Here is a 310-nt window from a genome sequence, read left to right as displayed (position 1 = left end):
GCGAGATACCAATGCGCGGACGTCCAAAAGCTCTCCGAGGCGTCTGACTCGGTCAGCGGCAAATTGGGCATCACGAACAGGTTGAACGGCATGGTCGGGATTTCCAGCGTCGAGACCGAGACCAGCGCCCAGCCGGAGAGCGGCAGCGCGACCTGGAACGCATAGAGCGCGAAATGCGCCAGCGGCGCGGTTCTGCGCTCCAATGTCCCGACCGAAGCCGGCAAGGCCGGCGCCGCGTTGCCGAGCCGCCAGGCGATGCGCAGGATGATCAGGCCGAGCAGCAGGAACCCGAAGGATTTGTGCAGCTGAA

At 64.8% G+C, this 310-nt stretch carries 1 protein-coding gene; it reads right to left on the bottom strand.

Features of this window, described 5'->3' with window-relative positions:
* Window positions 1–310, bottom strand: a 310-nt coding sequence (locus tag EN818_RS31675) for a cytochrome b/b6 domain-containing protein (protein ID WP_189524006.1), incomplete at both ends; no start/stop codon positions are given.

The organism is Mesorhizobium sp. M3A.F.Ca.ET.175.01.1.1, from assembly GCF_004791945.1.
In the GTDB taxonomy this organism is placed as follows: domain Bacteria; phylum Pseudomonadota; class Alphaproteobacteria; order Rhizobiales; family Rhizobiaceae; genus Mesorhizobium.
Note: the sequence above shows the minus strand (reverse complement) of the source record. Positions and strands in the feature narration are given on the sequence as shown.